At 67.0% G+C, this 23,088-nt stretch carries 24 protein-coding genes, 1 pseudogene and 1 riboswitch; of the genes and pseudogenes, 13 read left to right on the forward strand and 12 right to left on the reverse strand.

Annotated features, from left to right (window positions below; genetic code table 11):
- Positions 1-11 precede the first annotated feature (11 nt).
- The 3 genes from thrS to AB4Y67_RS02620 all read right to left on the reverse strand — a co-directional run bounded on the left by thrS (position 12) and on the right by AB4Y67_RS02620 (position 5,954).
- Entirely contained in the window at positions 12-2,021 is a 2,010-nt protein-coding gene (gene thrS / locus AB4Y67_RS02610) for a threonine--tRNA ligase (protein ID WP_441404244.1), read from the reverse strand.
- A gap of 106 nt (positions 2,022-2,127) precedes the next feature.
- A complete protein-coding gene (locus AB4Y67_RS02615; protein WP_441404245.1) occupies positions 2,128-5,628 on the reverse strand; it encodes a DNA polymerase III subunit alpha in 3,501 nt (1,166 codons plus the stop codon).
- The gene (locus AB4Y67_RS02620; protein WP_441404246.1) at positions 5,625-5,954 is read right to left on the reverse strand and encodes a DUF6504 family protein; all 330 of its coding nucleotides are present in this window, start codon (positions 5,952-5,954) and stop codon (positions 5,625-5,627) included. The genes AB4Y67_RS02615 and AB4Y67_RS02620 overlap by 4 nt, the downstream gene beginning before the upstream one ends.
- A 155-nt stretch (positions 5,955-6,109) precedes the next feature.
- Here AB4Y67_RS02620 and AB4Y67_RS02625 point away from each other — a divergent pair, with 155 nt between their 5' ends.
- Entirely contained in the window at positions 6,110-6,496 is a 387-nt protein-coding gene (locus AB4Y67_RS02625) for a hypothetical protein (protein WP_441404247.1), read from the forward strand.
- Positions 6,497-6,506: 10 nt separating this feature from the next.
- On the opposite strand, the gene AB4Y67_RS02630 is transcribed toward AB4Y67_RS02625, so the two are convergent.
- Positions 6,507-6,833, reverse strand: a complete 327-nt coding sequence (locus AB4Y67_RS02630; protein ID WP_441404329.1) for a chorismate mutase — start codon at positions 6,831-6,833, stop codon at positions 6,507-6,509.
- A gap of 14 nt (positions 6,834-6,847) precedes the next feature.
- On the opposite strand from AB4Y67_RS02630, the gene AB4Y67_RS02635 reads away from it, so the two are divergent.
- Both AB4Y67_RS02635 and AB4Y67_RS02640 read left to right on the forward strand, forming a co-directional pair.
- Entirely contained in the window at positions 6,848-7,270 is a 423-nt protein-coding gene (locus tag AB4Y67_RS02635) for a VOC family protein (RefSeq protein ID WP_441404330.1), read from the forward strand.
- 6 nt (positions 7,271-7,276) lie between these two features.
- Positions 7,277-8,194: an alpha/beta hydrolase fold domain-containing protein gene (locus AB4Y67_RS02640; RefSeq protein ID WP_441404248.1), complete on the forward strand. Its 918-nt coding sequence runs from the start codon at positions 7,277-7,279 to the stop codon at positions 8,192-8,194.
- A 582-nt stretch (positions 8,195-8,776) separates the two neighbouring features.
- On the opposite strand, the gene AB4Y67_RS02645 is transcribed toward AB4Y67_RS02640, so the two are convergent.
- Positions 8,777-9,523, reverse strand: a complete 747-nt coding sequence (locus AB4Y67_RS02645) for an SOS response-associated peptidase (protein WP_441404249.1) — start codon at positions 9,521-9,523, stop codon at positions 8,777-8,779.
- 276 nt (positions 9,524-9,799) lie between these two features.
- Between AB4Y67_RS02645 and AB4Y67_RS02650 the strand changes: the two genes are divergently transcribed.
- The 3 genes from AB4Y67_RS02650 (at position 9,800) to AB4Y67_RS02660 (ending at position 11,936) form a co-directional block, all read left to right on the forward strand.
- Positions 9,800-10,057: a mycoredoxin gene (locus AB4Y67_RS02650; protein ID WP_024367105.1), complete on the forward strand. Its 258-nt coding sequence runs from the start codon at positions 9,800-9,802 to the stop codon at positions 10,055-10,057.
- 149 nt (positions 10,058-10,206) lie between these two features.
- Positions 10,207-11,292, forward strand: coding sequence for an S-(hydroxymethyl)mycothiol dehydrogenase (locus tag AB4Y67_RS02655; RefSeq protein ID WP_441404250.1), 1,086 nt, complete (start codon positions 10,207-10,209; stop codon positions 11,290-11,292).
- Positions 11,289-11,936, forward strand: coding sequence for an MBL fold metallo-hydrolase (locus tag AB4Y67_RS02660; protein WP_441404251.1), 648 nt, complete (start codon positions 11,289-11,291; stop codon positions 11,934-11,936). Before AB4Y67_RS02655 ends, AB4Y67_RS02660 begins: the two co-directional genes overlap by 4 nt.
- A 69-nt stretch (positions 11,937-12,005) precedes the next feature.
- On the opposite strand, the gene AB4Y67_RS02665 is transcribed toward AB4Y67_RS02660, so the two are convergent.
- A complete protein-coding gene (locus tag AB4Y67_RS02665) occupies positions 12,006-12,779 on the reverse strand; it encodes a lipoate--protein ligase family protein (RefSeq protein ID WP_441404252.1) in 774 nt (257 codons plus the stop codon).
- Here AB4Y67_RS02665 and AB4Y67_RS02670 point away from each other — a divergent pair.
- Positions 12,772-13,155: a DUF2177 family protein gene (locus AB4Y67_RS02670; protein WP_441404253.1), complete on the forward strand. Its 384-nt coding sequence runs from the start codon at positions 12,772-12,774 to the stop codon at positions 13,153-13,155. The two genes, AB4Y67_RS02665 and AB4Y67_RS02670, sit on opposite strands and share 8 nt — an antisense overlap.
- 30 nt (positions 13,156-13,185) lie before the next feature.
- Here AB4Y67_RS02670 and AB4Y67_RS02675 read toward each other — a convergent pair whose 3' ends face one another.
- On the reverse strand, positions 13,186-13,992 hold the full coding sequence (locus AB4Y67_RS02675) for a thioesterase family protein (protein WP_441404254.1): 807 nt from the start codon (positions 13,990-13,992) through the stop codon (positions 13,186-13,188).
- Positions 13,993-14,259: 267 nt separating this feature from the next.
- Here AB4Y67_RS02675 and AB4Y67_RS02680 point away from each other — a divergent pair, with 267 nt between their 5' ends.
- The 3 genes and pseudogenes from AB4Y67_RS02680 (at position 14,260) to AB4Y67_RS02690 (ending at position 16,684) form a co-directional block, all read left to right on the forward strand.
- Positions 14,260-14,970 (forward strand): endonuclease/exonuclease/phosphatase family protein, encoded by a 711-nt coding sequence (locus AB4Y67_RS02680; protein ID WP_441404331.1) that lies wholly within the window; start codon positions 14,260-14,262, stop codon positions 14,968-14,970.
- Positions 14,971-15,108: 138 nt separating this feature from the next.
- Positions 15,109-16,098, forward strand: a pseudogene (locus tag AB4Y67_RS02685) (SulP family inorganic anion transporter); the annotation flags it as partial.
- Positions 16,099-16,270: 172 nt separating this feature from the next.
- Positions 16,271-16,684 (forward strand): STAS domain-containing protein, encoded by a 414-nt coding sequence (locus AB4Y67_RS02690; protein ID WP_441404255.1) that lies wholly within the window; start codon positions 16,271-16,273, stop codon positions 16,682-16,684.
- A gap of 18 nt (positions 16,685-16,702) precedes the next feature.
- On the opposite strand, the gene AB4Y67_RS02695 is transcribed toward AB4Y67_RS02690, so the two are convergent.
- Entirely contained in the window at positions 16,703-16,915 is a 213-nt protein-coding gene (locus AB4Y67_RS02695; protein ID WP_441404256.1) for a YegP family protein, read from the reverse strand.
- 252 nt (positions 16,916-17,167) lie between these two features.
- A complete protein-coding gene (locus AB4Y67_RS02700; RefSeq protein WP_441404257.1) occupies positions 17,168-17,824 on the reverse strand; it encodes a DedA family protein in 657 nt (218 codons plus the stop codon).
- 139 nt (positions 17,825-17,963) lie between these two features.
- Between AB4Y67_RS02700 and AB4Y67_RS02705 the strand changes: the two genes are divergently transcribed.
- Positions 17,964-19,421, forward strand: a complete 1,458-nt coding sequence (locus AB4Y67_RS02705) for a DUF5129 domain-containing protein (RefSeq protein WP_441404258.1) — start codon at positions 17,964-17,966, stop codon at positions 19,419-19,421.
- 5 nt (positions 19,422-19,426) lie between these two features.
- Here AB4Y67_RS02705 and AB4Y67_RS02710 read toward each other — a convergent pair whose 3' ends face one another.
- On the reverse strand, positions 19,427-19,615 hold the full coding sequence (locus tag AB4Y67_RS02710; protein ID WP_441404259.1) for a DUF1918 domain-containing protein: 189 nt from the start codon (positions 19,613-19,615) through the stop codon (positions 19,427-19,429).
- 92 nt (positions 19,616-19,707) lie between these two features.
- Entirely contained in the window at positions 19,708-20,673 is a 966-nt protein-coding gene (locus tag AB4Y67_RS02715; protein WP_441404260.1) for a serine hydrolase, read from the reverse strand.
- A gap of 397 nt (positions 20,674-21,070) precedes the next feature.
- Here AB4Y67_RS02715 and AB4Y67_RS02720 point away from each other — a divergent pair, with 397 nt between their 5' ends.
- Positions 21,071-21,658 carry a dihydrofolate reductase family protein gene (locus tag AB4Y67_RS02720; protein WP_441404261.1) on the forward strand — a complete coding sequence of 196 codons (588 nt, stop codon included), beginning with the start codon at positions 21,071-21,073 and terminating at the stop codon, positions 21,656-21,658.
- Positions 21,659-21,716: 58 nt separating this feature from the next.
- Here the strand turns inward: AB4Y67_RS02720 and AB4Y67_RS02725 are convergent, their stop codons facing one another.
- A complete protein-coding gene (locus tag AB4Y67_RS02725) occupies positions 21,717-22,442 on the reverse strand; it encodes an NlpC/P60 family protein (RefSeq protein WP_441404262.1) in 726 nt (241 codons plus the stop codon).
- A 5-nt stretch (positions 22,443-22,447) separates the two neighbouring features.
- Positions 22,448-22,618: riboswitch (cyclic di-AMP (ydaO/yuaA leader) on the reverse strand.
- Between the two features lie 200 nt (positions 22,619-22,818).
- On the opposite strand from AB4Y67_RS02725, the gene AB4Y67_RS02730 reads away from it, so the two are divergent.
- A complete protein-coding gene (locus AB4Y67_RS02730; RefSeq protein ID WP_441404263.1) occupies positions 22,819-23,088 on the forward strand; it encodes a hypothetical protein in 270 nt (89 codons plus the stop codon).

Consider the following 23,088-nt stretch of genomic DNA (forward strand, 5'->3'; position numbering starts at 1 on the left):
CTGCTCCCCCGCTAGCTGGTCCGGTTGCGGACGGCGTCAACAATCCGCTGGACGGCCTCGGCCACCGGCACGCCGTTGTCCTGGCTGCCGTCACGGAAGCGAAAGGAAACGGCGCCGGCGTCGGCGTCGTCGCCCCCGGCGATCAGCACGAACGGGATCTTGTCCTTGCTGGCGGTGCGGATCTTCTTCGGGAAACGGTCCGAGGAGATGTCCACCTCGGCACGGATGCCCGCGGCCTTGAGCTGGTCCACGACGTCGAACATGTAGTCGTTGAACGCCTCGGCCACCGGGATGCCGACCACCTGCACGGGGGCCAGCCAGGCCGGGAAGGCACCGGCGTAGTGCTCGGTCAGCACACCCATGAAGCGTTCCACCGAACCGAACAGGGCGCGGTGGATCATGACCGGTCGCTGGCGGGTGCCGTCCGCAGCCTGGAACTCGAGCTCGAAGCGCTCGGGCAGGTTGAAGTCCAGCTGGATGGTGGACATCTGCCAGGTGCGGCCCAGGGCATCCTTGGCCTGGACGGAGATTTTGGGGCCGTAGAACGCGGCTCCGCCCGGATCCGGAATGAGCTCCAGGCCGGAGGCTTCGGCCACTTCGGCGAGGGTGCGGGTGGCTTCGTCCCAGGCGTCGTCGTCGCCGACGAACTTGTCCGGGTTCTTGGTGGAGAGCTCCAGGTAGAAGTCGTCCAGACCGTAGTCCTTGAGCAGGCCCAGCACGAAGTTCAGGGTGCCGGTGAGCTCGTCCTTCATCTGCTCGCGGGTGCAGTAGATGTGGGCGTCGTCCTGGGTCATGCCGCGCACCCGGGTGAGGCCGTGCACGACGCCGGACTTCTCGTAGCGGTAGACGGAGCCGAATTCGAACAGCCGCAGGGGCAGTTCGCGGTAGGACCGGCCGCGGGAACGGAAGATGAGGTTGTGCATCGGGCAGTTCATCGGCTTCAGGTAGTAGTCCTGCCCGGGCTTGCGCACGGTGCCGTCCTCGTTCAGTTCCGCGTCGATGTGCATCGCCGGGAACATGCCTTCCTTGTACCAGTCCAGGTGGCCGGAGACCTCGTAGAGGTGGCCCTTGGTGATGTGCGGGGTGTAGACGAAGTCGTAGCCGGCATCGACGTGGCGCTGGCGGGAGTAGTCCTCCATGGCCTTGCGGATGATGCCGCCCTTGGGGTGGAACACCGGCAGGCCGGAGCCCAGCTCGTCCGGGAAGGAGAACAGGTCCAGCTCCGCGCCGAGTTTGCGGTGGTCGCGGCGTTCGGCTTCGGCGATGCGCTCCTGGTAGGCCTTGAGGGCGTCCTTGGTGGGCCAGGCGGTGCCGTAGATCCGCTGCAGCTGCTGGTTGTTCTGGTTGCCCAGCCAGTAGGCGGCCGAGGACCTGGTCAGGGCGAAGGCGTTGGAGATGAGCTTGGTGTTGGGCAGGTGGGGGCCGCGGCACAGGTCGCACCAGACACTGTCCCCGCTCTTGCGGTCCACGTTGTCGTAGATGGCGATGTCGCCGGCGCCGACCTCGACGTTGACGCCTTCACCGGCGTCGGCGGCCTCGTTCTTCTTGCCGAGCAGTTCGAGCTTGTACGGCTCGTCCTTCATTGCCTCGCGGGCCTCGTCCTCGGACACCACGCGGCGGACGAACTTCTGGTTCTGGTTGATGATCTTGAGCATCATCTTTTCCAGGGTCTTCAGGTCTTCCGGGGTAAACGGCTCCTCGACGTCGAAATCGAAGTAGAAGCCGTCGGTGATGTACGGCCCGATGCCAAGCTTGGCGTCCGGGCGCAGCTGCTGCACGGCCTGGGCCATGACGTGGGCCGTGGAGTGGCGCAGGACGTTGAGTCCGTCCGGGGAATCGATGGTGACGGCCTCGACCGTGGCGTCCTCGGGCAGCGGCTGGTCCAGGTCCTTGAGCTCGCCGTTGACGCGGGCCACTACGACGTCGCGGCGCTCAAAAAAGAGTTCCGCGCCGGTGGTCCCGGTAGTCACCTTGGTCTCTTCGCCATCGACGAGAAGGGTGATCTGCTGGGCATCTGACACGGGTGTCTCCTATTCAAAGTTAAGGCTTCGTAGCTTGTGGCGTACGGGGACCACAGCCAGCCTCGTCCATGCTATCGGTTTCTGAAGAGGCCAACCAACGCGCCACTCAGCCTCCCAGCCCGGTAATTGCGAGGTGGCGGGTGATGCCGTCAAGGGGTCCCGGTGGCTCGGGTTCCCGGGTGTCCGGGATTCCGGAGGCCGGGACCGGGAAGGGCAGGGTCTCGGTGCGGCTCAGGTCCCAGGCCATGCTGGCGCTGATGCTGATGCCCCGCGGCCCGGTCCGCCGGGTGGTTCCCCGGATTAGCAGCAGCCGGGTGCCGAACAACAGTGGACCTGCCAGCTCCTGGGCCTCATGGAAGAAGACCGAGTCCACGCAGCCCGTGCCGTCGTCGATGCTGATAAATACCACCCGGCGGCCGCCCCGCATGGGAGGGGTCTGTGTGGCGACGCGGACTCCGGCGACCAGCACCTCGGTGCCGTTGCGCAGTCCCAGCAGCTTGTCCGCGGTGGTGACGCCGAGGCGGTCCAGGAGCGGCCGGTGGCTGGCCATCAGGTGGTCGCTGACGTCAACGGCCATCAGGTCCAGCTCGGCCCGGACGGTATCCACCAGGGTGGGGGCGGGCAGCAGGGCCTTGAGGTTTTTCAGTTCGACGTCGCCCAGCGGCAGTGCGAGCTGCCCTTCGATCACGTCCACACCCTTCCGGTGTGGCCGGCTTTGCAGTGTCTGCAAGTGCTGGACCAGGTCGGCGCGGTTGGCGGTCCCGCCGGAGGCGCGGTGGAGGGAATCGAAGGCGCCCAGCTGGGCCAGCCGCTGGATGCTGGGTTTGCTCAGCCGGGACCTGGCCCGCAGGTCCGCGAGCGAGTCGTAGGGCTGACCGGCCACGATCCGCTTCAGCTCGGTTCCCGAGAGTCCGTAGATGCCGTTCAGGCTCAGCCTGATGCCCAGCTTTCCGCGGTCCGGGCCGGCGGCCACCCGCTCTACCCTGTACTCGGCCTGGCTGCGGTTGATGTCCAGGGGCAGGATGGGGATTCCCAGCCGCCGCGCCTCTGCCACCAGGAGCCGCTTGGGGTACATGCCCGGATCGTGTTCCCACAGCCCGGCGAGGAACGCCTCCGGATGGTGGGTCTTGAGCCAGGCCGACTGGTAGGTGGGCACGGCAAAGGCGGCGCCGTGGGCTTTGCAGAACCCGAAGCTGCTGAAGGCCTTGAGGGTGCCCCAGACCTTGTCCACCACCTCGGGGCTGTACCCCCGGGCCCGGGCCTCCTTCCGGAAGAACTCCTCCACCCTGTATTCCAGGACCTCGTTGCCGAGGGCGCGCCGGAATTCGTCCGCACGCGCCAGCCCGCATTCGGTCATGACGTCGAAGGTCTTCAGGATTTGCTCATGGAAAACGGTGACCCCGTGCGTCTCCTGGAGGACCGGCTTGAGGTCCGGGTGCGGGTAGACCTCGGGGGCGAAGCCGTGCCGGTGCTCCAGGAAGGGCCGGACCATGTCCGATTTCATCGGGCCCGGCCGGAACAGGGAGATGTCGATAATGAGGTCGTTGAACTCCCGGGGGGCGAGTTTGCCGATCAGCTCCCGCTGGCCCGGGGATTCGATCTGGAAGCAGCCCAGGGTGTGGGTGCTGCGGATCAGCTCGTAGGTGGGTTCGTCGTCGAGCGGCACGGCGTTGAGGTCGATGCTGCCGTCCTCGGCGATGTAGTCCGGACCCGTCCCGTCCGGCCCCGCCGGGTGCGCCCCGGCGGCCACCACTTCGGCTTTGGAGGGATGCAGGCGGATGACCTCGCGGACGGCGAAGGCCATGGCGCTTTGCATCCGGACCCCCAGGACGTCGAGTTTGAGCATGCCCATCGGGTCCATGTCGTGCTTGTCGAACTGGCTCATGGGCAGGCCGAGTCCGCTGGGCTGCACGGGCGTGCGGTCCAGCAGGGTGGCGTCCCCCAGGATGACCCCGCAGGGGTGCATGGAGATATGGCGCGGCAGCCGGTCCAGCCGTTCGGTGAGGTCCACCAGCAGGTCCAGCTGCTGGTTCCCGCTGAAGTCGCGCTGCCCCACCCGGATGGCAAATTCCTTCAGCTCGGGCTTCTCCTCGAGGGCTTCGCGGAAGTTCCGGGCCGAGAAACGCCACAGCTGCTTGGCGATGTCCCCGATCTCGCCCTCCTCCATGCCCAGGGCCAGGCCGGCGTCGCGCACGGCACCGCGGGCGCGGTAGCCGTTCTGCATGCTCATCAAGGTGACGCGCTCGGAGCCGAAGCGCTCAAAAATCTTGCGGTACACGTTGTGCCGTTCGGCGCTTTCGACGTCGATGTCGATGTCCGGCAGGGTGGCACGGTCCCGGGAGAGGAAGCGTTCGAAGATCAGGTCGTGCTGCAGCGGGTTCACCTGGCTGACGTCGATCAGGTAGTTGACCAGGCTGGATGCCCCCGAGCCGCGGGCGGCCGCCCGGACTCCCATGTCCAGGATCATCCGGGAGACTTCGGCAACGGTCAGGAAGTACGCGGCGAAGCCGAGGCTGTCGATGATCCGCAGCTCGTGTTCCAGCCGCGAGCGCAGCTCCCCGGCGGGTTTGCCGGCGATCCCGGGGAAACGCCTGCTGATGCCTGCTTCGCACCGCTGGGTGAGCTCGAGGAGGGCGTCCCCGGCGATCCCGATCACCGAGGCTTCCGGCACCACCGGCTGTTTCCACCCCATGTCCGTCACCGGATCCATCCGGCAACGGTCCGCGAGCGCCTCGGTCTGCGCCATCAGGCTCTTGAGGTCGGCGGCACCGTATCCGGCGGCGTGCATGATCTCCTTGCCGAGCTGGAGCATCCGGTCCGCGGATTTGAGCCAGCCCTGCCCGTTGGGCTGCAGCAGCGGGGCAGCGGAAAGTTCGGGCAGCGATTTCAGTGTGCGGGCGGAGTCCAGCACATCCGCGGTGGCCGCGCCGTCCTCTGCCACGTAACGCACGGCGTTGCTCAGCATGGCTGGCACCCCGTGTTCGGCGGCGAGTTTGAGCATCCGTACCGCGTGGGCGGTGCTGAGCGGTTCCCCGGGCGGGCTGAGCTGGCTGACCACCTCGGCGGCAATGGTTCCGGCCGGCATGGCGTCGAGCCAGCGTTTGAACAGGGTGCGGGGGCGCAGGTAGCGCCTCCCTCCCATGGCGCGTCCGACGTCGGAGTCCGGCCCGATCAGCACGGTCAGCACCGGCTTGAGCGTTTCCGGGTGCAGGGTACGGGAGGCCAGCTCTGCCCGGGTCACGGCGACGGGCACCGCTCCCCCGGCCTTTCCAGTGGTGCGGGCATGGGCATCGGAGATCAGCCGGCACAGCGCACGGTAGCCAGCGCCGTCGTTATGCCCATGGGCCAGCACGACGACGCGTCCTCCCACCTGGGTGCGGAGGTCGCCGTCGTCGTCAAAGACCGCAAGGTCCACTCCGACGATCGGATCCAGCCCGGCCGCCATGCAGGCCTTCAGGTGCTTGACCGTCCCGTAGAGGCCGTCGCGGTCTGTGCAGGCGAGCGCCGTCGCCCCGTCTGCGGCGGCGGCTACCGCCAGCTCATCCGGCCAGGAGACCCCGTAGTGGGCGCTGAAGGCGGTGGAGACATGGAGATGGGTGAAGCTCATGCCGATTCGGGTTTCCGGTGAAGCAGGGCGTCATGGATCCTCAGCAGGCGCCAGCGTCCGCTGCCGACATGCCGGGTGAGGTCAAGTGTGAGGCTTTCCGGGTCGGGGGAATCTGCCCGGCGCACCTGAACCCGCCAGATTTCGTGGTCCACGAGTCCCGGGCCGCTGCCCAGCGGCGCCCGCTGCTCTTCCGCCCACCATTGGCGGCGCTCAAACCAGCGGACCGGTTCGGCGCAGACGGTGTAGTGCCGGCCTGCCCAGTCCAGCTTCAGGGGCTGGCCGGAGGGTGTGCAGACGACGTCCACCGACTCGCTGAACATGCCCATCGTGCCTCCCGGACCGCGCCATCTGTAAGAACCATCTGGCCAAACAGCCAGCAACTATTCGAACATATCTTCGAACAATTCCAGTCTACGACGGCGCCGGGGGAAAACCTAGATCAGGGGTGGACGGACGCAGGCACAGGTAGCAGGATTGATCCATGAGCTCCCATAACGCACTTCTGAAGCAGGTAAGCATCGCCGCCGAGGACACGTCCTTGGTGGCGAAGTTCGATATAGACGGAAACATCCCCGGCCAGGGCGCCTACGTGGTGGGGCTGTTAGCGGCGACTCCCGATCATTCCCACCAGCGACGCATGGGGATCGAGTTCATGAACGGGGAAGCTGTGTCCTTCTATTGCTTCAGTCATGACGGCACGGAGGAGAACTTTGACCTCAAGGGAGTTGAGCACTCCGGCAACACCATTACCGGGCACTTTCCGCTGAGCACCATCATGGGCCTGGCCAAGGGGCACCTCATGACGGCCTTCAGCGACTGCGACGGCCGCGACTACCAGGCGAACGTTCCGGTGGAGGAGGCCCTCTAGGCCCCTCGCCCTAGGAGCTGGCTTTGTAGACTTCCAGCTCGAGCGTGATGAACGCGTCGATCATYGCCCGGTASGTCTTCTCRACRAGKTCGACGTCGATATCCTTATTTTCCGCCGTGGCGCGGACGTGTTCGATAACCCGCTCCACGCGCCCGGGGGCCCGCACCTCGGCGCTGTCAGCCTTGAGGGTTCCGGCGATCCGGATCAGGCGCTCGCGGCGGCCGATCAGCGACACGATCTGCTCGTCCACCTCGTCCACGGCCACCCGCACGGCGGCGAGCTGCTCCCGGTCGGCCTTGGCAGCTTTTTCGTCTTGGTGATTTGTGGACATGTGCATGACAGTATCGAATGATGCAGCCACGAGTCGATTTAATCTCACTGGGTGTCCGCAGTGTTGACGCCTCCCGCAGTTTCTATGTAGATGGCCTGGGCTGGCCCGTCCACCGGGAAGTCCGGGGCGAGGTCCTGTTCATCCAGGCCAATCACGGCCTCGTCCTCTCGCTCTGGGACGCCGGGCGGATGCAGGCCGAAGCGGCCGTTGATTCCCCGGCCGGGGTTCCCACCATCACCCTGAGCCACAACCTGGGCAGCGCGGCGGAAGTCGACTGGGTGATGGCAGAGGCCGAGTCCGCCGGAGCTGCCATCATCGCCGAGCCGAGAACCCAGCCCTGGGGCGGCTACACCGGTTACTTCGCCGACCCCGACGGCTACCGCTGGGAGGTCGCCTTCAATCCCAGCTGGGCGGTCGACGGCGGCGGTAAAGTCACGCTCTGACGACAAGTGAACGAGACACTCGCCGATGACGGGCTTGCCAGGTGGATATCCGGCATCCGCTCACAACCAGCAGACGCCCCGCCCCTGGACGTGAACAAGCTGCGCGCCGCACGCGCCAGGCCTGCAGGGCCAAGCCTGCCCCAAGTAGTCGACCTTGCCACGCCCGGCGACAGCCCGGTTCAACTGCGCTTCTACCGACCCAGCGGGCAGCCACTGCCGCTCATCGTCTACGTCCATGGCGGGGCGTTCATCGTCGGGGACCTCGAGTCCCACGACCGGACGTGCCGCCGGCTGGCCGTGGAAGCCAACGCCTCGGTGCTTGCGGTCGACTATCGGCGAGCGCCCGAGCACCCGGCGCCGGCGGCGATTGACGACGTCGTCGCCGTATTGAGGTGGGCTCTCCAGCCACCGTCGGTCCTTGGACCAATCAGCGGTTCTCCGTCCCTGGCCGGCGACAGCGCAGGAGGCCTGATCGCCTTGCTGGCGGCACAGCGGCTGGTCGCGGAGGGCGCCCGCCTCAGCGGGCTCCTGCTGGTTTGTCCCAACGCCGATCTGACGCTGTCGCAGCCAAGCGTGCAGCAGAAGGGGCTGGGATGGGGGCTGGACGCAGAAGCGCTGGCGTGGTCGCTGAGGCAATGGGTACCGGGCTTGGACGCCGAACAACTCGAGTCATTGAGCCCACTGCACGTCAGATTCAGCGGCCTGCCCGCGACTGTCATAGCTACGGCGGAGCACGATCCGCTTCGCGACGAGGGCGAGGCCCTGGCCCGGAGGCTGATTGCCGCCGGAACTGAGGTCCACCATGTGCCTCATGGTGGACTCGTCCATGGCTTCCTCAGCCTCGATACAGAGTCGCCAGCTGCCTTTGAGGCCGGGAATGAGCTCCTGCGGCTATTCGGATACGTCATTCGCGACGGCGGCTAGCCGCACGGACAGGGCGCGGCGACGTGGCGGACCATCCGGAGACCTAGGGAAGCGACACCGAGACTGCGCTCCAGCAGCGGCGGATCAAAGCGGGCATCCTGCTTATTCCCCTGACTGGTTCGGGGCGAGTGAGGCCGCCGCCCACTCGCCAAGGGCACTATGGCCCTATTGAGGTGTTCACCGGCGTCGCTAACGTGGCTGGGAGTACACGGCGGCACGCTAATCGAGCCGGTGTGCGGCGAGTTGCGAAGCAGGAGTGTGCTCCGCAGCTCGCCACCGCTTTGCCCCCAAGCCATCCGCCCGCTCCCAAGTTCCGTGTCAGCATCAGCGATCGTCGTGCGTGGACCTTGGACGCCAGGTCCGTTCGGCGTGAGAAGCTAACCACTGAGAGATTCTCACTGGGGGGAAAACATGTTGTCGATACTCATTTCTGTGGCCGTATTCGCCATACCAACCATTCTCATTGCGACGCTGCTGTACTGGATCATTCGTCTTGGCGTGAAGCACGGCTTGAGGTCCTACGAGGAAGAAAAGTTGGGCACCCAAGACTGACCCGTCGGGACTACCCCCGCGCCGGCGCGGCTAGAACAGGCTTCCCACCGGCTGGATGAGTTCCGGGGAGTCGTTCCTGACGTTCCCGACGGCGGTGCCGACGGCGTCGATCGTCCAGCCCTCCGCGACATCGTGTGCGCCGGCCCGGACGAGGTCCACGAGTTCGGCGGCGTCATCGGCCTGGGGGTCCAGCCACGACTGCATCGTTTCCCGGTCCATCGGCAGCGGCACCCGGTCATGCAGGGCCGTGAGTTCGGCCAGCATTCCACCGGCGTAGCCTTCCGGCGGCGAATCGGTGGTCATGATCGACGTCGAGAGCAGCCAGCGCGCCGGGTCGTCCTCGGCTTTCGACGGGTCCTTCCACCATTCGTAGAGCCCGGCGAAGACTATCGGGTGGCCGTCCCTGGGGTGCACGTAATACGGCTGCTTGCCGCGGCCCTCGCCCTTCCATTCGTAGTAGCCGTCGGCTGGGACGGCGCAGCGCCGGGCGCGGGTGGCCTTCCGGAACGCCGGCTTCTCCAGCACGCTCTCACTGCGGGCGTTGATCATCTTCGAGCCAATTCCCGGGTCCTTGGCCCAGGACGGCACCAGTCCCCAGCGCGCGATGTGCAGCTGCCGGACCGGTTGCCCGTCGACCAGCCGTTCCAGCAGGATGGGCACATCCGCGGTCGGGGCCACATTCCACGACGGCGGAATCGCGACCTCCTCCTCCAGCCCGGCGTCGAACTCGGCCAGCAGGTCCCCGACGGCCCGGGCCATCACGTAGCGTCCACACATGGCACCAGCATGCCACCGCACCCATGCTGTGTCATCCGCGCGCCACAGGCGACCCGGCTGAGCCCACCGAAGTCGCCGGAACCATGCGAGGTCGCCGAAACGTTCCGGCGACTCCGCAGCTTTCCGGCGACTTCGCGCCCGACCGCGACGTAGCACCGGCGCCGCACTGTGCGGGAATAGCGGCCCGCGGGTTACGGTTATTGGGAGTAACGTACGACTTTTTGTCGCAACTGGCGCTGCCACCGCGCGCCGTCAACCAGTTTGAAGGAGAACTTCGTGGACTTCACCCCCGAATCCGGCACCATCACCATGTTTTCGACCACTTGGTGCGGCTACTGCAACCGCCTGAAGAAGCAGCTGGACGCCCAGGGCATCGGGTACACCGAGATTAACATCGAAGAAGTTGAAGGCACCGCGGATCTCGTGGAGAAGCTCAACGGCGGCAACCGCACCGTCCCCACCGTGCTGTTCCCGGATGGCACCGCGGCCACCAACCCCTCCGCGGCAGAGGTCAAGAGCCGCCTCGCGGCCTAAGGCCCCTTTATGAACCGATGACGACGACGGCGCGGCCTCCTTTGGGGGCCGCGCCGGACTTCGTTGTGCGGCAAAGTTGTGTGCGGCAGAAGCCGCACGACAAAGAGTCCTGCGGTGGGAACCGCGATCTGAGCAGAGGAGCTATTTCCATGGTCCATAAAGTCAAAGGCGTCGTAGCCCGCTCCAAGGGAGCCCCCGTCACCCTGGAGACCATCCTGGTCCCGGATCCCGGACCCGGCGAGGCCCTGGTGGACATCCTCACCTGCGGCGTCTGCCACACCGACCTGCACTACAAGCAGGGCGCCATCAACGATGACTTCCCGTTCCTGCTCGGCCACGAGGCCACCGGCGTCGTCAGCGCCGTGGGTCCGGACGTCACCGAGGTGGCCCCCGGCGACCGCGTGGTGCTCAACTGGCGTGCCGTCTGCGGCGAATGCCGTGCCTGCGCCAAGGGCCAGCCGCAGTACTGCTTCAATACGCACAACGCCACCCAGAAGATGACGCTCGAGGACGGCACCGAACTCTCCGCGGCCCTCGGCATCGGCGCCTTCGCCGAGAAGACCCTGGTCGCCGCCGGGCAGTGCACCAAGGTTGACCCCGAGGCTGACCCCGCCGCGATCGGCCTGCTCGGCTGCGGCGTGATGGCAGGCATCGGCGCCGCCATCAACACCGGAAACGTCAAGCGCGGCGATTCCGTCGCCGTCATCGGCTGCGGCGGCGTGGGCGTGGCAGCCGTCGCCGGCGCCGCGCTCGCCGGCGCCACCACCGTGATCGCCGTCGACATCGACCCGAAGAAGCTCAGCCGCGCCAAGGACCTCGGCGCCACCCACACCGTTGACTCCTCCGCCGTCGACCCGGTGGAGGCGATCCGCGAACTGACCGGCGGCTTCGGCGCCGATGTGGTGATCGACGCCGTCGGCCGCCCCGAGACGTACAAGCAGGCCTTCTACGCCCGCGACCTCGCCGGCACCGTGGTCCTGGTGGGCGTCCCGAGCCCCGAAATGACCCTGGACCTGCCGCTGCTGGACGTCTTCGGCCGCGGCGGCTCGCTCAAGTCCTCCTGGTACGGCGACTGCCTGCCTTCGCGCGACTTCCCCATGCTGATCGACCTGTACCGGCAGGGCAAACTGGACCTGGACGCGTTCGTCACGGAGCGGATCACGATCGACCAGATCGAGGAAGCCTTCGACAAGATGCACTCCGGCTCGGTGCTGCGTTCCGTGGTGGAACTGTGAGCGGCGGCCCCGTGGACGGGCTCCGGATCGACCGGCTGGTCACCTCGGGCACCTTCTCGCTCGACGGCGGCACCTGGGACGTAGACAACAACGTCTGGATCGTGGGCAACGACGCGGAATGCATCGTGATTGACCCGGCGCACGACGCCGACGCCATCGCGGCTGCCGTCGCGGGCCGGAAGGTCACCGCGATCCTGCTGACCCACGGTCACGATGACCACATCGCCGCCGTGGGCGCTTTCCGCGGGCGCGTCAACGCACCGGTGTACCTCAACCGCGAGGACTGGATGCTGTGGGAGCGCGTGTTCCCGGGCACCGAACCGGACCACGCGATCGCGGACGGGGACACGTTCGACGTCGCCGGTGCCCGGCTCGTCGCGCTGCACACCCCGGGTCACTCCCCGGGATCCGTGAGCTTCTACCTGGCCAGCGAAGGCACCGTCTTCACCGGCGACACGCTGTTCCAGGGCGGTCCGGGCGCCACCGGCCGGTCGTTCAGCGACTTCCCGACCATCATCGAGTCCATCAAGGGCCGGCTGCTGACGCTCCCGGTGGACACGGTGGTGCGGACCGGTCACGGCGACCCGACGACGGTCGGTGCCGAGGCGCCGCAGCTCGAGGAATGGATCGCCCGCGGGCACTAGGCTCCAGCCGCAGGCGTGGAGGAGGCCGGGTACCAGTGGTGCCCGGCCTTCTGCATGCCTGCGACCCTCTCAGCCCAGCAGGCTGCCGAAGTCGCCGTAGTCCAGGGCGGCGTAGCGGGAGTAGGTGTCGATCACGGCCGCCTCGATGGCGTCGACGCCGAGGTGCGGGACAAGATCGTTGACGGCGCCGGCCGTGGTCGGATCCCAATCCAGGCCCAGGGCCGCGTAGCTCGCCTCCAGCACCGCGCGGATCGGGGCCGAGTTCTCCACCACGATCACCGAGCTGAACAGCCAGCCGCCGGCCACCACCCGCTGGGCCGTGCCGATCAGCTTGAGCTGGTGCTGCGGAAACTCCGGATCCTGGCCGTGGACACTGAATTCGCCGGGGCAGTACTCGCCGGGGATCTCCCCCACCGCGGCGTCGACGCCGGCGCTGCGCAGGGCGTGGGCCAGCAGTTCGCCGAAGAAGGAGAACCGTCCCTTGGCACCGGCGATCGCGTCGGTGTCCGGTTCCAGGTGATCGATCACGAGGGTCCCCTGGTGGTACGCGGCGGCACGGCCCCCGGCCTTGCGGACCAGCGGCTCGAAGCCGAGGTCGCGGCAGGCCTGCGCCGCGGCGTCGAAGCCCGGCAGGTGTGTGTCCCGCTGCCCGAAGGCCACGGTGGGTGCCGGCCGGTAGAGCCGGAGCATGGGACCCACCTCGCCGGTCTTGACCTTCCGCAGCAGCTCGAGGGCGAGGTCCAGGTCTGCGGCGGCGCCCAGGGAATCCTCCTGCCGGAATATCGTCAGCGTCCGTGGTGCCACCGCGGCCTCCGGCATGTTGTTATGCTCCCTTATGGTCATCTTGCAGTTCCTCGTCGTAGCCGCCGCGTTCGCCGTCATCGATTCCGTCTGGCTCAAGTCAATGAGCAAGTTCTACCGGAACCATCTGGGGCACCTCATGGCGGACAAGCCCAATCTAGGGTACGCCGTCGCCTTCTACGTCCTGTACATCGCAGGCATCGTTTTCTTCGCCCTCCAGCCCGCGCTCGACGGCGGCAGCTGGTTCACGGCGCTCGGCTACGGCGCCGCGCTGGGCACTTTCGCCTATGCGACCTATGACCTCACGAACGCGGCGACCCTGAAGAACTGGCCGCTCGTCATCGTGGTGGCGGATATCGCCTGGGGCGCCGTGCTGACCGGCCTGGCCACGGTCGTCGGCTGGCTGGTCTTCCACTAGCCGGAGGGCCTGAAGCGGCCGGACGATCGATCAGGATTTCCGGAGCGTCAGGATCTGCTCGGCGCGGCCGAACGGGCCCTGGAGGTCATGCAGCACGGTCGAGGTCAGGCCGATCCCGTCCGTGCCGAAGGAGACCTCGTTGTCCAGGCCCAGCCAGTCACCTTCGGGGCGCCGGTACATGTGGACCTGGAGGTCCAGATTGGGGAAGGCGTAGCTGCCCTTGCCCGGCGGAACCCGGGCGGCGATCCCGTTGGCGGTGTCCACCAGGCCGATCAGCCGGGCCAGGTCGCTGCTGTCCTTCTCGTCCGTCAGCGGGTGTTCGGTGTGCAGCCAGACGGTCCCTGACCCGGCGCGGTGCCCCTCGGCAATCCGCATCTCCAGGGAAGCGATGTAGCCGCCGGGCCAGATGGTCGAGGCGTCGTAGGGTTTGCATTCGGCCGGCGCGGGAATCCTCGGGTCCTCGAAGGCGGCCACGGCGGTCGTGTCGGACATGATCATCCGCCAGGCCGTCGCACGGATCGCGACCCGCCCCCCGGCGACCAGCTCGGCCTGCACCAGCTCGATCGTCCGGCCCGGGCGGAGTGTGGTGGTGACGACCTCGAACTCGCCGCCGGGGATCAGCCCGAGGATCTCGTAGCTCAGGCGCGCCATCCGCATGTCGTCCCGCGGTTCGTGCCGGTCCAGGCAGTCCGCCAGTATGCCGGACGCCGGCGCCATATGCTGCTCGTGCTCGTTCCAGGCGCCCTGGGCGTGGATGGTGGAGCGGAAGCGCCCCTCCCCCAAGACCTCGTAGTAGAAATCGCCTTCGGCAAGCTCCGGTAGTTCAGCAGTCGTCAATGTCTGCCCTTTCGCGTGGCTGGTAATCCCTGAACACACTATCGCTTCATAGCTCCCGCTATAGCCCGCCTCTGGCCGGCATAGGTCCGGCAGCCGCGAGGCCCGCACGCGCGGGGCTTCCCCGGCTCAACCACCGGGCAGCTCCTTGATGCCGCGGCGCAGGTCTGACCCCGGGTCCCCCGTTCCCACGTTGCCACGCGATTCACGGGACTGGGTAGACTCGGAACCAGACTGTCCGCGACTATCCACCGAAGAGGTGTTCCCCTGATTCGAGTCATCAGCTACAACCTGCGTAAGCACCATGCCAGCGGTGAGCTGGTTGATCTGGCCCGCGATTTTGAGATTGATGCCTTGTGTCTGCAGGAGTGCGACACCAACGACCTGCCGGACACCATTGGTGATCTGCACCTCGCCGACTCCACCAAGGGCAACCGCCTGGGCCTGGCGATCTACTACCGCATGGACCGGTTCAGGGCCTACGAAACCAAGGCATTCGCCCTGAAGAAGTCACTGCATGACCGCGTCCTGTCCCCCGCCCACGAGCGGCTCATCGGGACGCGGGTGGTCGACAATGAGACGGACCACGACCTCGTGATCGCTTCGTTCCACGCGGCCCCGCTGACGGCGTCGAACTCGCTGCGGCGGAACCAGATCCACGCCGCGCACGCGGAGCTGCTGAGCATGGGCGGCGGCCTGATGTCGCTGATGGTGGGCGACTTCAACTATCCGTTCTTCACCAAGAACCTCACCGAACAGATGAAGGACGCCGGCTACGACCTGACGCTCAGCGACCGGCGGACCTACACGCGGTACAAGGTGTTCAAGGGCCACTTTGACTTCGCCACGTCCCAGGGCCTCAACATCGAGAGTGTCGAAACCCTTCCGCGCGGGGCATCGGACCACCTCCCGATCCTCATTTCGGCGGAGTACGGCCAGGACGCTCCGCTGGCCAACGGCTCCGCGTACCCTGCCGCGTAGCCCGGGTCCACCGTGAGAGGCGCCCGGGCACTGAAACTCCCGCCGGGCCTCGCAATGGTGCGGGACTATGAGCGTCCCTGGCTGAAATCCGACCTGGCCGCCGGCGCAGCCCTCAGCGCGTTCCTCATTCCGGCCGGCATGGCATATGCCGAGGCGGCCGGGCTTCCGGCCGTCACGGGACTTTACGCCTCGATCATCCCCCTGCTCGCCTATGCCGTGTTCGGACCCTCCCGGGTCCTGATCATCRGTCCGGACTCAAGCCTGGCCCCCATGATCGCGGCCGCCATCCTGCCCCTGGCCGCCACGGAACCGGATCACGCCGTGGCCCTGGCCGGCGTGCTGGCACTCATGATCGGCGGGCTGCTGCTGGCCGGCAGGGTCTTCAAACTGGGTTTCGTGACCGGGCTGCTGTCCAAACCCATCCGGGTTGGCTACCTCAACGGAATCGCCCTGGTCATCATGCTGAGCCAGCTGCCCAAGCTGCTCGGCATCACGGGTACCGGCGGCTCACTGGCCGGCACCGCTGCCGGCACAGCCCAGGCGGTGGCCCAGGGCGCCATCAATCCGCTCGCTTTGCTGTTCGGCGCCGGCACCATCGCCGTGATCGTCGGGTGAAGCTTCCTGCCGTGGAAGCTGCCCGGCGTCCTGATCGCCGTCGTCGCAGCCACGGCGCTGACAGCGGCGCTGGACCTGACGACGGCGCTCCCCACCGTGGGTTCCCTGCCCCGCGGCCTGCCGTCCCCCGCCCTCGGCGGGATCAGCCTGGAAGACGTCATTGCCTTGCTCGGCCCGGCGGCCGGCATCGCCCTGATCGCCTTCGCCGATACGTCGGTCCTGTCGAAGAGCTTCGCCGCGCGGAGCGGAGTCCAGGTCGATGGGAACCAGGAAATGGGTGCCCTCGGCGTGGCGAACGTGGCCAGCGGCCTCTTTGGCGGCTTTCCGATTTCCGGCAGCGCCTCGCGGACCCCGATCGCCCTCGCAGCCGGAGCCAAGAGCCCCCTGAGCGGAGCCGTTGGCGCCGACCTTGTGGCGCTGTTCATGATCGTGGCGCCCGGGGTGACGGCGTTCCTGCCCTCCAGTGTGCTGGCCGGCGTCGTGATGGTGGCCGCGGCGTCGATCCTCGACTTGAAGACGTTCCGCCGGTTGCTCAGGATGAGCCGGACCGAGGCCGCCCTGCTGGCCGCGACTTTCCTGGGCGTCGCCTTTGTGGGGGTGCTCGAAGGCATCGTGGTCGCGATCGGCCTGTCCCTGATCGCTTTTGTGCTGCGCCCTGGACCCTTACCGCACCGAGTTGGGCAGTGTGGGAGACGTGCCCGGCTACCACGACCTGGGCCGGCACCCCGATGGCCACCGTATTCCCGGCCTCGTGATCGCACGCTTCGACGCCCCGCTGTTCTTTGCCAACGGCGCCGTCTTTACCGAACACATCAGGACACTGGTGGACAACGCCCCGGCTCCGGTTCGGTGGGTGATCGTGGCGTCAGAGGCGATCACCGGACTGGACACCACCGCTTTGGATGACCTCGTGGCGCTCGACGACGAGCTCGCGAAGCGCGGGATCAGCCTGGTCTTCGCAGAGATGAAGGGCCCCGTCAAGGACCGCCTGATCCGGTTCGGCGTGAGCAGCCGGTTTGGGCCGGACCACTTCTTCCCGACAGTGACCAACGCGGTGCGGAGCTACAAAAGAATTTTCGGCCTGGACCAGCAGGATTAGGGCCTGCCGGAGCTGTGTCTAGCCGGCAACACCGGCGATGCTGCCCGGCGCCTCTTCGGTGAGGTCGACGACGTCGCCGGCTGCGTTCTTCTTGACCGATTCGACCCCGCCCATGGCACTGGCCTTCGATTTGTAGCTCTGCGAGGAAGCGATCACCTCGCCGTTGGCGGCCTTGAGCCGGAAGCGGAAGCCTCCGGACTTGTCCTTGTAGACTTCAAATTTTCCAGCCATTTTGCACCCCTGATGTTGCGTCGGTGGAGCCGGCCGGGTGGGCCGTTAGCCACAATCTACCGCTGCGGGACCGGCCTGAACAGTGGGTCCGGTGCCCTTAGCAGGGACCGGTCCGGCCGGCGATGTTCTGTTGCCGGCCGCGGGTGCAGGAGCCGGACCCGCGGCCGGTTCTGGCTGGTTCGGCCCGGGTTCCTTCGCCTCCGGGCTCAGGCCGCCAGTATGTAGCAGGCAGGGCCCGCCGTCACGGTGCCTTTAGGCCCCGTCCGGCCCTGACCTGCTGTTTCGCCGCCGCCGGAGGCCCCTCACGGTCAGCGAGCCGACGACGATTGCCAGGCCCGCATAGACGGCATAGTTGAGGAACCGCGAGTACTCGTCGATGAGCCGGTACTGCGCACCGAGAAGGGCGCCGAGGCCGATCAGCAGCCCGTTCCAGATGACGCTTCCCGCGATCGTGAACGCGCTGAACGTGCCGAGATGCATCCGCTCGGCTCCGGCGGGCAGCGAGATCAGGCTGCGCACACCCGGAAGCAGCCTGCCGAAGAATATCGCAGACCTGCCGTGGCGCCGGAACCAGTCGGCGGCCTTCTCAAAGTCTTCGCGGTCCATGAGCGGAAGCCGCGACAGCCACCGGATCGACCGCTCGAGCCCCAGCCGGGCCCCGAGCCAGTAGAGCAGCAGCGCGCCCACGTAGGCGCCAAGGGTGCTGGTGACCAGGACCAGTGCCATGTTCATGGTCCCCTGGCGCGTGAGGAAACCGGCCAGGGGAAGGATAACCTCGCTGGGGATGGGTGGAAAGACCGTCTCCGCCAGGGTGAAGAGCCCCACGCCCCACTCGCCGAGCGCGTCGACGGCCTGTGCGGCGAAACCGACCAGACCGCCCACTTCGTCGACCGGAGTGGCGGGTGTCATGGCTGCCCCGGCCGTTCAGTTTCCTCGGACACTGCCGCATTCCCTTCCACGTCGGACCCGGCCAGCCTAGCCGAAACGGCAACGCGGCGACGGCGCGCGTCCGTCGACGCCGGCCCGCGGCAAGCACTACGCTCAGGAAATGGGAATCGTGCGGAAAGTCCTCTGTGTCCTCCTGCTGGTGGTGACCGGGCTGGTGGGTTTGGGGCCGGCGGCGCTGGCCGTCACCCCGGTCGACGTCGTCGTGGAGGACCGGGCGGGGGTGCTGGACCAAAACACGCTTCTGCCCGCCGTCCGGGCGATCGAGTTTTACCAGCCCACCAAGGTGGCCGTTTATACCTACAACGGCTCGGCCTCGGACAACCTCAACGAGGAGGTCCTGCGGTTTGCCCGGGCCGAGCGCCCGGAGTGGATCAGCGCGGACGGGCAGAAATGGGCGAACGGGCTCTTCATCTTTGCCCTGGACCCGGTGGGCCGGCATGTGGGGACATACATGGGTGAGGACCGGAAGGTCTCGCCCGGACAGCGCGAGGATATCCAGAATGCCTCCAAGGAACTCCTCCGTGATGCCCAGTGGACGGACGGCACCATCGCCGGGATCCAGCGCGGGGCGGAGCTGATCAACCAGCCGTGGTACCGGTCCACTGCCTTCCTCGTCGCTGCCTGGACCACCGTGGTTGCCGCCATCGCGGGCGCCGCCACCTGGCTGATCGTGCGCTGGCGGACCCGGGTCAGCAGCCGTAAGGAGCTGGCCCGCGGCGACGCCAGCTATGCCAACGTCAGCATGGATCTGCAGGTCACGGAACTGAATGCGAGCACCATCCCGGACGCCTCCCGGTACGGCAGCACGGTGCTGGAGAAGCACAGGACCTTCATGACGAAGTACAACACCGCCACCGGCCTTTCCAACCAGGTCCATGCCCTGTCGCCGAAGGGCCTCAGCAGGCGGCCAAACCTGAAGCTGGTCCGGAGCTACGCCGACGCCGCCGCCGAACTGGATGCCCTCGACGACGTCATCTCGGACACCAACGCCCTGCTCAACCGCGGCTCCGCCTGGGCGCCCGCCTGGGACCGCCAGCTGGCCCCCTTCCGCGCCGACCTGGCCGCGATCGAACAGATGCTCACCAAGCGCGACGCCGAGAGCGACTCCGCGTCCGCGGCGGCGCTGCGCTCATTCCGGGACGAAAGCCACCGGGAGCTCGAACGGTGGACCTCGGAACTCTCGGACGGAACGATCACTCCGGAGACGGCCCTGGACCGGCTGCGGGACGCGCGCACGCATCTGTCCGAGTTGCTCAAGAACCATGCCGACACCGTCATCGAGGGCTACGCCAAGAACGAAAAAGAGGCCCGGCTCATGCGCCAGGAAATGGAGAGTGCGCAGGCCGGAAGCAAGGCCAAGTACGGGCGCACGTACGAGCCCAGCATCCTGGGCACCGTGTACCCCGCCTACTACTTCTTCTCCGTACCCACGTTCAACTCCGGATTCACCACAGGCGTCAGCAGTGTCAGCAGCGCCCGGGGCGGCGGCAGCAGCACCACCGGTTACGGCGGCAGCGGCGGGAGCTTCTCCGGCTCCGGCAGCTCATCGAGTTTCTAGCGGGGTCAGGTCTTGCTGCGTTCGACGACGAAATCACCGCCCGGGAACAGTATGGTTTCGTGGCCGTCGTCGAACCTGACGTGATACGGCGGGGCTCCGTCGGCGCCCTTGACCTCCAGGATTTCCCCGTGCCGGTCCGATGATTCCACCGTGGTGCCACGGATGATGATGCGGTCTCCCTGTGCTGCCTTCATGGCATTCACCTCCCTTCTCCAGCCTACGATTCTGTGTCATTTAGGGGAACGGGCCGATTAGTGAACGGCCCGGTTGGGAAGCCGGTGCTTCGTCAAAAGACCCCGGCGGCGACCTTGCCGGTGAGCTGCTGGATGACACGGGTCCGTGCCGCCATGTCCGACATGTCCCGGCCCAGGGTGTAGACCACAAACACGACGGCCCGCTCCCCCTGCACCAGAATGCTCGCGTCGTGGAGATTGCCGTTGAGCAGACCGTACTTATGGAAGACGTTGATCCCCGGGGGTGCGGCGGCCGGGATCATCGTCTCGTAATTGGTGTTCTGCATGTAGGACAGCAACTGGGCGGTGTTCGCGGCGTTGAGCAGCCGGCCGCTGTACAGCCCGGAGAGGGTCTTCGCCATCTCTGCCGGAGTCAGTCCGTTTACCGTCCGGTCATAGGGGATGCCCAGCGAGGCCGCGTAGTCGGTCAGTCCCTTGTGGCCGACGGCGGCCAGGATCAGCGCCCACGATTCGTTGTTGCTTTGCTGGATCATCTGCCGGATCTGCTGGCCCGCGGTCGACGACCCCATCCGGGCCGTCAGCGACGCCTTACCGGTTTCCACCAGATGGTAGTAGGCCTCGGCGGCGAGGACCTTCCCGGTACTGGCGGCCACAAACTTGGTCTTCACCCCGTACTCGTGCACCTCGCCGTCGCTGAGATCGATGAGGGCCACCCCCACCCGATAGGCGCTGTTGGCCTGGATGATCGCGTTAATTTCCGCGTCGAGCGCCGGTCCGATGAGGCTCTTGGGAGGAACGACGACGGCGGGCGTCGGGGCCGGTGTCGAAGCAGTCGGTGACGGAGTCGCTGCCGACGGCGCCCCGCCGGTGACCGACCGTGCGTCGGCCCCTCCGGCGGCACCCGCAGTGGCGGATTCGGTCGCGGCCTGCGGAACGACGGCGTCGACCGCTACCCGGGACTGGACGGTGGCGTAAACGCTCACGGCCGAGACCAGGGCGAGGACCGTCACCAGCATGATCAGGAACTGCGGGCGGATTCCGCCAAGGCGCCGGAGCACACGCGGCCCCGCACCCTCGGTGGTCTCATGTGTGTGTCGGCCGCTGCTGTAATGCCGGCCCGGCCCCCAGGAATCCACCGGGCCTCACCGCCGGCACATCGGTGGCGGCGCAAAGTCCGCAAACGCCACAGGCAGGTTCGCCGGCATACTCTTCCTTCGAACGAAAGGAACCGCGGTGCGGCTCTAAATCTAATGCATTCTGCCCCGGGCACGGCCTGAGCGCAAGGTTCGGCGCCCGCAGGGCGGGTGTGTCAGCCGATGCCATTTGCCCCGCGTCCGCCCCAGGGATGGCCAATCCGGCAGTATGCTGCCGCCCGGCGTCGGGCAGTATCCCCATGCCGCGTCCGCGCCCGGCGTCGTACGCTGGAACCCCTGCAGCCCACTGAAGGAGCCCGCGATGCGCAAGGTCATTTTGATGATGCAAGTGTCCCTGGACGGATTCATCGAGGGCCCGGACCAGGACCTGAGCTGGCATCGGGTCGATGAGGAACTGCACACCCACTTCAACGACTTGCTGCGGACGATGGGCGGCTTTCTGGACGGCCGGGTCACCTACGAGATGATGGCCGAGTACTGGCCGACGGCGGACCTGGACCCCTCGAACTCAGCCCCCGAGAGCGAGTTCGCCGGAATCTGGCGGGACATGCCCAAGATCGTCTACTCCAGGACACTTGCGAAGGCGGGCTGGAATACCGAGGTGGTGCGCGACGTCGTCGTCGGGGACGTCATGAAACTCAAGGACCAGCCCGGCGGCGACCTCGCACTCGGCGGCGCCAACCTCTCGGCGGCGTTCCGACTGCTCGGCCTGATCGACGAGTACCGGATCTACGTCCATCCGGTTCTGATTGGACGCGGGACGCCCCTCTTCAAGGAGACGGATGGCCTGACGTCGCTCCGGCTGCTGGAGAGCCGCACCTTCGGGAACGGCGTAATTCTGCTGCGGTACGCGGCCGAGCCGGATGGCGGACACGCAAAAGACCGGTGATCCGCTGCCCCCAAGGCACCCGATCGACCGGTCTTCTGCGTGCTGTTAGCGGTACTGCTTAGCCGGCGCGGACGAACGTCACGGGACCGGTGGCCGTCAGCCAGGACAGCGGGTGCGCCATGGTGGCGTTGACGCCGTTCATGCCGCCGCTGATTGCCTGGCCGTTGCCGGCGTAGATGGCAACGTGGCCGGACTGGACGATGATGTCGCCGGGCTGCGGAGTGGAGACGACCTGGCCGTACTTCAGGAAGGCCGTCGGGCCGATGTCGCCGACCGGGATGCCGGCAGCGTTCAGGGCCTTCTCCACCATGGCGGTGCAGTCCTGGGTGATGCCGATCTGGCCGTATGCCATGGACAGCAGTGTGGCGTTGACTCCACCGGCTGCCGGGGCAGCGGCGGGGGCGGGGGCCGACTGGACCTTCACCGTCGCCTTCGCGGCAGGAGCTGCGGCGGCCGGTGCTGCCGGGGCCTTCGGAGCGGCCGCGGGCTTGGGGGCCTCGACCACGGGCGCCGGTGCCGTCTCAACGGCGGGGCGCTCGAAAGTGATCTGGACAGCGGAGTCCGCCATGACCGGTGCGCCGACCTGGCCCTTGACGTCAACGGACGACGCCGGGGCGGCGTCGCGCTTGGCCGGCGCATCGGCTGCGTTGGCGGCCATGGCGCCGCTAAGCACCATTCCGGAAGCGGCGACGAGAACTGCGGCCTGGCGGCCGATGGTCCCGGCGGTACGGCGTTTGCTGCGAAGATCGGCGCGCTTGGGCGCATGGGTATTGCTGGAAATCATTAAAAGGAGCCTCTCCCAATGCCTGCGAGGTGAGCTGTCGGATTCGGATGGGAGGCACCCGGCCGCACTCGGGCCCGATCATTGCGGGCCGTGCGGCTTCACCCCAAGACCCCTGACTAACAGTGGGTCAAAAGTGGTTTCCCCGTCTCTGCCGGACGTTGCTGCGAGTTATCCCCACGGCCGCGGCAGAGTTAGGCAATCGGCTGGGGAGAGCCCGTCTCGGAAACAACAGGCACCTAACAACGGTAACGGAATGATCACGGCATGTCACATTGAGGTAACGGCGGGAAGGTGTTGCGGGCGGTCTTTCCCCACGCCAGACGCCGATTCGGGAATAGGATATTGGCATCACCGTTCCCAGAAGCGGAGGCCCCAAATGAACAATCCCGACGTCAACACGCACTGCGTTGCCATCTGCCAGCTGAGCAATGAACCGCCGGAGGACTTCAACGTCAACACCGAGCTGCTGGTACTGGAAAACGGGGAGGTCCACGTCTCCACCTGGGACGCTGAGCCCCGTGACGGCGGCTTCGATGTCCACGTCCTCAACGACCGCGTGGACGCGTTGGGTTTCATGGTGGTCACCGACTGGGAGTTCTTCGACGAAAAGGCCTACGCCGTGGTGGAGCGCCGGCCGGGAAGCTAG

This window comes from Arthrobacter sp. YAF17, assembly GCF_052113365.1.
Lineage (GTDB): Bacteria > Actinomycetota > Actinomycetes > Actinomycetales > Micrococcaceae > Arthrobacter.

What these genes read in the sequence shown, in the direction of transcription:
- AB4Y67_RS02615 (WP_441404245.1), bottom strand. Translation starts at nt 5,628, where the DNA reads ATGAGCTTCACCCATCTCCATGTCTCCACCGCCTTCAGCGCCCACTAC.
- AB4Y67_RS02620 (WP_441404246.1), bottom strand. Translation starts at nt 5,954, where the DNA reads ATGGGCATGTTCAGCGAGTCGGTGGACGTCGTCTGCACACCCTCCGGC.
- AB4Y67_RS02625 (WP_441404247.1), top strand. Translation starts at nt 6,110, where the DNA reads ATGAGCTCCCATAACGCACTTCTGAAGCAGGTAAGCATCGCCGCCGAG.
- AB4Y67_RS02635 (WP_441404330.1), top strand. Translation starts at nt 6,848, where the DNA reads ATGCAGCCACGAGTCGATTTAATCTCACTGGGTGTCCGCAGTGTTGAC.
- AB4Y67_RS02645 (WP_441404249.1), bottom strand. Translation starts at nt 9,523, where the DNA reads ATGTGTGGACGCTACGTGATGGCCCGGGCCGTCGGGGACCTGCTGGCC.
- AB4Y67_RS02655 (WP_441404250.1), top strand. Translation starts at nt 10,207, where the DNA reads ATGGTCCATAAAGTCAAAGGCGTCGTAGCCCGCTCCAAGGGAGCCCCC.
- AB4Y67_RS02670 (WP_441404253.1), top strand. Translation starts at nt 12,772, where the DNA reads ATGGTCATCTTGCAGTTCCTCGTCGTAGCCGCCGCGTTCGCCGTCATC.
- AB4Y67_RS02665 (WP_441404252.1), bottom strand. Translation starts at nt 12,779, where the DNA reads ATGACCATAAGGGAGCATAACAACATGCCGGAGGCCGCGGTGGCACCA.
- AB4Y67_RS02695 (WP_441404256.1), bottom strand. Translation starts at nt 16,915, where the DNA reads ATGGCTGGAAAATTTGAAGTCTACAAGGACAAGTCCGGAGGCTTCCGC.
- AB4Y67_RS02700 (WP_441404257.1), bottom strand. Translation starts at nt 17,824, where the DNA reads ATGACACCCGCCACTCCGGTCGACGAAGTGGGCGGTCTGGTCGGTTTC.
- AB4Y67_RS02705 (WP_441404258.1), top strand. Translation starts at nt 17,964, where the DNA reads ATGGGAATCGTGCGGAAAGTCCTCTGTGTCCTCCTGCTGGTGGTGACC.
- AB4Y67_RS02710 (WP_441404259.1), bottom strand. Translation starts at nt 19,615, where the DNA reads ATGAAGGCAGCACAGGGAGACCGCATCATCATCCGTGGCACCACGGTG.
- AB4Y67_RS02720 (WP_441404261.1), top strand. Translation starts at nt 21,071, where the DNA reads ATGCGCAAGGTCATTTTGATGATGCAAGTGTCCCTGGACGGATTCATC.
- AB4Y67_RS02725 (WP_441404262.1), bottom strand. Translation starts at nt 22,442, where the DNA reads ATGATTTCCAGCAATACCCATGCGCCCAAGCGCGCCGATCTTCGCAGC.
- AB4Y67_RS02730 (WP_441404263.1), top strand. Translation starts at nt 22,819, where the DNA reads ATGAACAATCCCGACGTCAACACGCACTGCGTTGCCATCTGCCAGCTG.